Below are 6623 nucleotides of genomic sequence, written 5' to 3' on the forward strand. Positions count from 1 at the left end.
CGGGCATGAGAAAGCCCCGGTCCCCTCCGAAGAGAGGAGCCGGGGCTACCAGTACCGCCGGGCCGGTCAGGGCCAGTTTGACGACGCTCTCAGCCTGGCCGCCGTCCGCTTGAGGTGCGCCTCGAGCAGATCACTCCACGACACGTACACCTTCCGGCCGACCTTCTCCGTGGTCAGCTTGTCTTCCTTCACCCAGCGGCGCAGCGTGGTTGGCGACGCGGGGTGCCCAGTGGGGTCGAACAGGGCTGAGGCTTCCTCGAAGGTGACGGGGTCGGGTATGGCGTCGGTGAACGGGCTGAGTTGCGTTGCGGCCATGGTTGGCCTCCCTTATCGACGGCCGTCGTTCGCAGCTCCGACCGGCCGATACGGGCACCGGACCACGCGGGTCCGGTTGTGGGGACGATGTGTTCTTGTGGTGCTGTTGATGTGTAGACAACCCTAGGGGCGGTCAGGTTGCGTTGCGCCGCCAGATTTCCGTCCGCTGGATCTTCTGCGCGGCGAGACGCGCGAGGGTCCAGGAGGACGTCATGCCGTCTGGGGTCCGGCACCGGCGGTTCGTGCATCGCGCACGGTTACCCCGCATCTCCCACATCAATCCCAGCGTTCCGCAGCGGGGACAGAACTCCTTACGGACGACGTCGGTTTCGCCCAGGCGGACGGCGTGCTCCAGGCGGTGACGTTCGATCAGCAGGTCCCGGTAGAGCGCTTCGGCTTCGTCGGCGCTGCCGGTGTGCTCCAGGTACCAGTCGTAGATGCCCTCGAGGTGCTGGGGCATGGGGCCGGCGTCGGGCTGGACCTGGCGGGCGTGGTCGGCGACTTCGGCGACGGTGCGGGCGAGGTAGTCGACGATGCCGAGGTTGAGGGGGGTGCCGGGGGTGGTGGAGGCGGCGCGGCGTTCCTGGGGGCCTCGTGCGGGCTGCTGCCTGAGATCGACGCTGTTGAGCAGGCGGAGGGCTTTGGCTGCTGCGGTGGCGGTGTCTTGGCCCACGTGATTGTCCCCGTCCCCTTGTACCGGCCTCCGGGGGCGCTCGGGTTGCCGTTTGCACGGTGGGGCGCACGCCGGTGGCCGGAAGTGGTTGCTCCGGGATTGTCCGGACGCCCCATCGTGGCATATGGCAGAGCGAAGTTGAACGTTCCGTGCTAGTTGATCAACGCGCGGTGTTCGTGGCCGGTGATATGGGGTGGACGGGTGGGGTGAATCCCCGGCAAATTACTCCCCGCCGAGAATGCTGGGTGCGGCGAGCATCCCGAGGTAGAGGGCGTCCAGCTCGCGGTGCTGCCCGTCGTTGATGACTTCACCGACGCGGGCGCCTTCGAGCATGTCGCGGGCGATGCCCAGGGTGAGGGTGAAGATCTCCGCGGTGGTCTCGTCGGTGAGGGTGCGGCCGTGCTGCCTGAACTTCTCCTCGACCGATGCTGCGAGCCGCTCTTCGGGAGTCAATGGGTCGGCGGGCACGCGTGTCTCCTGACGCTGGTGGCGTGGGGGACGGCTCGCCATGGGAAATGTGATGACCCCCGCCGGCCGGCGGGGGTCGGGCCCGGGGTGGGCAGGCTCTGCGGACATGGGGCGTCTCCGCTCCTCCGGCAGATTCTGGGAGGGCCACATGCCGGCTGTCGGCTGCTGGCGTGTGGGTCCGCACGCCGGCTGCCAGTCCGTGTGCGGATTGCCACTGTGACACTTTCACGTGGCTGGGGGTAAGGCTTGCTGGTGTTTTCACCGCTATTGACGTGGATTCGAGACACATTTGGCCAGTGCATTACGTTGTGTGGGCCAGGTATCAACTGCGGGTGCATGCTGGAGAGTTGGCGTGCGCATGGAAATGCCCCCGCCCGGAGTCCACGGGGGTGCGGAGTTTGCCGACAACACACCACCGGGCCGGGAAGGGGCCGAGACCTCACGGGTACAGACCCGAAGAGATGGACGCCAGTCTAGCCAGCGAAGTCGCCACGCGGCAGCCCTCGCTTCCCCCTCGGGGACGCGAGGGCCGGGCGGCGGCGTGGGTGTGCTGCGAACCACCCGCGCGCTTGCCCGGCCTGCGGCCGCCGGCCCCAGATTCCGGCGGCACGCCCCACCCAAGACGACAGTCCGTGTAGAGGGAACCGCTGATCATACGGATCACTCGTGTGGGTGACGCAGAAACCCCGGCAAGCTGCGCATTTGACTAAAGGTCAACGCGGCCAGGGTCCTGCGTTCGCGTGAACTAGGCACTTCGTGAGGGCGCCGAAACCAGCCCCGGAAAGATCGCCTGGTAATTTGCTCGCCATGACCACACCAGGCGCAGAAGAAGCGCGCGAAAAGTTGCTCGTCAACCTGACGCCGGAGCTCCGCAGAGACCTCCGCATCCGGGCCGCCGAGCACGGACTCAACATGCAGGACGCTGCGACCTCCGCCATCAGCCTCTGGCTCGAGACCCCCAACGTGCCCGAGGTGGAGACCCGCGGCGCCAAGTCCTGGGGCGTGTACCTGCCCGCCGGCGGCCCGGCCCGCTTCACCCAGGAGTGCGAGACGCGCGGCATCACCAAGGTGCAGGGCATGGCGCAGGCCATCACCCTGTGGCTGGACGCCCACCCCTCCCCCACCGAGCGGCGTGTCTCCCAGCCGGTGAAGCGGATCCTCGTCGGCAATCAGAAGGGCGGTGTCGGCAAGACGTTCGTCGCGTCCGGTCTGGCGCAGGCGATGGCCGAGGCCGGCCTGCGGGTGCTGCTCGTCGACTTCGACCCGCAGGGCCACCTCACCAGCCGCCTTCAGATCCCCGGCCTGCCCGACGGCGCGGACAGCCTGCTGAAGCACATGCTCGGCGAGGCCGACAAGCACCTGGCGCGCTCGCTGGTCGCGCTGCCCCACGAGCGGTTCGGCGGACGCCTGCACGTGCTGCCCGCATCCAAGGACGCGTTCCTCATGGACGCCAAGCTGGCCCTGTTGCAGGTCGGCCGGGACACCTGCCTGGCCCGCGCGCTCGGACCGCTCGAGGACTCCTACGACGTGATCGTGCTGGACGGGCCGCCGAACCTGGGGCTGGCCATAGACCTCGCCATCAACTACGTGCAGCGCCGGCCGGGTGAGCTCATCGACCACTCCGGGATCCTGATGCCGGTGTGGTCGGACCGGTCGTCGTTCGACGCCTACGAGATGCTGAACGAGCAGATCATGACGCACTGCCGGATGACCGGCGCGGTGGTGGACCAGCTGGGGTTTGTGGTGAACGCCTACGACTCCCGTAAGGGTGTGGTCACCCGCTCCTTCTACGACGGCTGGAACGAGCTGACGACGCCGGGTGTGCTGGCGACGTTGAAGGACGCCATCGAGGGCCGTGAGGCTTCCGACTATCAGGTGCCGCTGCTGGAGCATGCGCCGGAGTCGCAGCAGGCCGAGGTGATGCGGGCGCTGGCGAAGGAGCTGGCGGCGTGAGCTCGAGGAAGAAGGTGCCGCCGGTCATCCCGGTCGTCGGCGGTGGCGGTGGCGGGGATGCGTCGCGTGAGGATCAGTTGCGGGAGTGGGAGGAGAACCAGCGGCGTCTGCGCGAACAGCAGCAGGCTGCTCAGGCCCCACCTGCGGCTGTGCCGGTGTCGACTGTGGCGCCTGCGGTGCTGCCCGCCCAGCAGGCCCCGGCCCCGGCTGCGGCGCCGGTGGTGGAGCCGGCGGTGAGCGCGCGGGTGGCGGCCGCCGGGTACCTGCCGATGCCGGAGTTCACCGAACCCGACAGCAGCGACCCCGGTGAGCGGCTGGAGTTCTACTCCCGCGGTATCCACGCCGTGCAGTACGCGGCCCGCGCCAACCACGAGCGGGCGGAGCAGCAGCGGCTCATCGGGCTGGGGTTGCGGCTGCGGGCGGTGAAGGATGAGGAGCTCCACAAGACGGCCGGGTTCAACACGTTCGGGGAGCTGACTGAGGCCCGCTTCAACATCAAGAAGCACCAGGCGAACAACATCATCCGGGTGCTGGGTGTGGCGCAGGCCCTCGAGGACATCACGACGCAGGAGTTGAAGGAGCGGCCTCTGCGGGTGCTGGTGCCCATCCTCGACACGCACGGCGTGGAGGCGGTGCGGCAGACGTGGCTGGAGGCGTCCCGGCACGGCAACGTCACCGACACGGCGCTGCGAGAGGCGGCTAACTTCCTGGGCTTCGCCCCGCCGAAGGAGCTGCCGGCGGTCACGGAGACAGAAAAAAAGGCGCCCACGGCGACTCAGGTGAGTGAGTCGCTGCGGGCGGTGGAGAGGATCCGTGCGCTGGCGGAGAGGGATCCTGCGCGTGCTCGTCGTGAGGCGGAGCAGTTGGAGTCCGCGGTGCGTGAGCTGCTGGAGGAGCTGTCCGGGAATCTAGGCTGACGCTCTGGTGGGCGACGTCTTGAGGTGGTGACCATTTGGTCACCACCTTGTCGTCTGTCTGACCCTAAGGTGGTGACCATTTGGTCACCACCTACTCGCCATCGTCGTCGGGGTCCTCGTCGTCGGCAGGTTCGGCGTAGACGAGGCCGCCTTCGTAGACCGGCTCGACGAACAGCGCGCGGTGGTCGTGGACGAGCTGGGGGCGCGGGTAGGACGCTCGTGGCGGGGTGATGGTGGCGGTCATCGGTGGGTTCCTGCGGTGGCGAGGGCCGGCGTGGCGGCGGGTGCGGGTTCGGTGTCCTGGGGGGTGTGGAGCCGTGCCCACTGGTCGAGCCAGGCGCGCTCAATGGCTTCCTGGTGGGCGTGCCAGGCGAGGGTTTGGGTGAGGGCCATGGGCGGCTCCGTTCGTGCTGGGTTTACCGCGGTAAACCGTGCCTCAGGAACCACCCCGGTGTTCCCCCCTGGTCAGGCTGCGCCGAAGAGACGGCGGGGGATGTCGCCGCCGGCCTTCTCCTGCCGGGCGCGGGCGATGGCGGCGCGGCGGATCTGCTCGGCGGGGTCGACGCGGTCCTCGAGGAGCCGGTCGGTCTCCCACACGCCGTCCCGGTGTTCTGTCTCCGGCAGTCGGTTGGCAAGGAGCGCGGCCTCCTGCCGGGCGCGGGCTTCGGCCAGGTACGGGTTGGTGGTGGGCTGTTCGCGGCGGTGCTCGAGGAGGAGGGATCGGGCCCGCTGGTAGCCCGGGTGCGCAGTCTCGCGGGTCTTCACCGGCGCTTCCGGAGCAGCTGCCGAAGTGTCGCCCACGGCGGCGGGACGGCTGTCGATGCGGCCGACGGGCAGGACCCGGATCGAACGAACCACAGCACAGCCGAGCTTGTCGTTGATCTGCTTGGCGAGCTGCCCGCCGAGGAGCTGGAGCTGGGCGGCGTAGGCGTGGCTGCCGGGTCGGAGGTCGAGCCGGCCGAGGGTTTCGTCGAAGTGGACGGGCTGGACGCGGTCGGCGTACTGGGGGCACAGCTGGGGCCACTGGTCGAGGATGCTGCCGCCGGCGAGGCCGTCGCGGAGGGGTATGTCTGCGCCGAGGGCGGTGATGGCGGTGGCGAGGGTGACGGGGTCGCGGCCGTCTCCGCGGCGGGTGCGCTTGGGCCGGGTGCGGGTGGGCCCGGTGGTGGGGGCGGTCTTGGCGGCGCGGCGGGCGTTCTCGAGCGCCATGCGGGCGAGGTCGGCGCCGGACAGCTGCGGGGTGTCGGTCATGCTTCCTCCTGGTTCATGGCGCGGGCGACGGCGAGGGCGTCGTGGGTGTCGTGGTCGAGAGCGCCTTCCTGGAACTCCTCACCGAGGTACTGCTGGAGCTCCTCGGCGATGCCGGCGTGCCGCTCGAGCCAGGTGGCGACGGGGTCGTGGGCGCGGACGAGGGCGGCGACGGTGCGGTCGGCGAAGAAAGCGCCGGGGTAGATGGCGTTGCGGAGCATGTCGGCTGCGGCGCGGATCTCCTCGGCGGGGGTGAGCTGGGCGGTGGTCATGGCTGCTCCTTCGGGGTGCGGTTACTGGTTGTTGCCGTTGATGGCGCGGGCGACGTCGAGGGCCTTGTTGGTGGCGGTGATGGCGGGCAGCGCGTCGGAGAGGTCGGCGGTCTGGGCGAGCCAGGCGGCGAGGGGCTTGCGGAGGGTTTCGTCGAGGTTCCAGGCGGGCCCGGAGTCGTCGGAGTTGTTGAGGGCGAACACCGCGTCGCGGAGTTCCTCAGCAGGCGTGGTCATGGCGGGTCTCCTCAGAAGGCGGGCGTCAGGACGGTGTTGCGGGCGTTGATCGTGTGGAGGGCGAGCGCCTGGTCGACCAGGCGGCTGGTGTAGAGGCGGCGGGCGTCGCGCTCGCCCAGCAAGCTGATCGCGGAGAGGACGACTTCCGGGTCCCGCATGCCGTCCAGGCGGGCCGCGATGATCTCCTCGCGGGACAAGTCCTCGAGGGCCGTCGGCATCAGGTCGACGTCGGTGGTCTCGGCGGCGGGGGTGAGCTGCTCACGCAGGGCGGCGAACGCCTGGTCCCACTCCCGGCGTGCGGCGGCGCTGCGGGGCCCCTGCCGGGCGGGGATGAGGGCGGGTTCGTTGCGGCGGGCCTTCTCGGCGAGGCGGGAGTCCTGCCACTGCTCCACGGCCACCTGACGCCGCTCGGGGGTGTTGAACAGGGTGTGGGCGCCGCGCAGCCGCCATGCGAGGACCGCAGACGGCCGACGGGGCTCCCGCTCGGCGATGAACAGCTCAGCAGCAGCCTGCACCTCGAGGGCAGTCCATCCGGCATCGGCG

Annotated in this window: 10 protein-coding genes and 1 pseudogene; 2 read left to right on the forward strand and 9 right to left on the reverse strand. The window is 69.7% G+C overall.

Annotated elements, in window-relative coordinates; translation table 11 throughout:
• Positions 1-66: 66 nt before the first annotated feature.
• The 3 genes from IE258_RS40175 to IE258_RS40185 all read right to left on the reverse strand — a co-directional run bounded on the left by IE258_RS40175 (position 67) and on the right by IE258_RS40185 (position 1456).
• Entirely contained in the window at positions 67-315 is a 249-nt protein-coding gene (locus IE258_RS40175; protein ID WP_189750735.1) for a helix-turn-helix domain-containing protein, read from the reverse strand.
• 133 nt (positions 316-448) lie between these two features.
• On the reverse strand, positions 449-988 hold the full coding sequence (locus IE258_RS40180; protein ID WP_189750736.1) for a hypothetical protein: 540 nt from the start codon (positions 986-988) through the stop codon (positions 449-451).
• A gap of 222 nt (positions 989-1210) precedes the next feature.
• Positions 1211-1456 carry a hypothetical protein gene (locus tag IE258_RS40185; RefSeq protein WP_189750737.1) on the reverse strand — a complete coding sequence of 82 codons (246 nt, stop codon included), beginning with the start codon at positions 1454-1456 and terminating at the stop codon, positions 1211-1213.
• 807 nt (positions 1457-2263) lie between these two features.
• On the opposite strand from IE258_RS40185, the gene IE258_RS40190 reads away from it, so the two are divergent.
• Together IE258_RS40190 and IE258_RS40195 are read left to right on the forward strand one after the other, a co-directional pair.
• The gene (locus IE258_RS40190; protein ID WP_189750738.1) at positions 2264-3409 is read left to right on the forward strand and encodes a ParA family protein; all 1146 of its coding nucleotides are present in this window, start codon (positions 2264-2266) and stop codon (positions 3407-3409) included.
• Positions 3406-4326: a hypothetical protein gene (locus tag IE258_RS40195; protein ID WP_189750739.1), complete on the forward strand. Its 921-nt coding sequence runs from the start codon at positions 3406-3408 to the stop codon at positions 4324-4326. Before IE258_RS40190 ends, IE258_RS40195 begins: the two co-directional genes overlap by 4 nt.
• 91 nt (positions 4327-4417) lie before the next feature.
• Here IE258_RS40195 and IE258_RS40200 read toward each other — a convergent pair whose 3' ends face one another.
• The 6 genes and pseudogenes from IE258_RS40200 to IE258_RS40225 all read right to left on the reverse strand — a co-directional run.
• A complete protein-coding gene (locus tag IE258_RS40200; RefSeq protein ID WP_189750740.1) occupies positions 4418-4570 on the reverse strand; it encodes a hypothetical protein in 153 nt (50 codons plus the stop codon).
• Entirely contained in the window at positions 4567-4719 is a 153-nt protein-coding gene (locus IE258_RS40205) for a hypothetical protein (protein WP_189750741.1), read from the reverse strand. The genes IE258_RS40200 and IE258_RS40205 overlap by 4 nt, the downstream gene beginning before the upstream one ends.
• A gap of 72 nt (positions 4720-4791) precedes the next feature.
• A complete protein-coding gene (locus tag IE258_RS40210) occupies positions 4792-5577 on the reverse strand; it encodes a DciA family protein (RefSeq protein WP_189750742.1) in 786 nt (261 codons plus the stop codon).
• On the reverse strand, positions 5574-5846 hold the full coding sequence (locus IE258_RS40215; protein ID WP_189750743.1) for a hypothetical protein: 273 nt from the start codon (positions 5844-5846) through the stop codon (positions 5574-5576). Before IE258_RS40215 ends, IE258_RS40210 begins: the two co-directional genes overlap by 4 nt.
• A gap of 21 nt (positions 5847-5867) precedes the next feature.
• The gene (locus IE258_RS41855) at positions 5868-6080 is read right to left on the reverse strand and encodes a hypothetical protein (RefSeq protein WP_189750744.1); all 213 of its coding nucleotides are present in this window, start codon (positions 6078-6080) and stop codon (positions 5868-5870) included.
• 11 nt (positions 6081-6091) lie between these two features.
• Positions 6092-6623: pseudogene (locus IE258_RS40225) on the reverse strand (hypothetical protein); the annotation flags it as partial.

Origin of the sequence: Streptomyces tendae, assembly GCF_014650435.1 — a bacterium.
GTDB lineage: Bacteria > Actinomycetota > Actinomycetes > Streptomycetales > Streptomycetaceae > Streptomyces > Streptomyces tendae.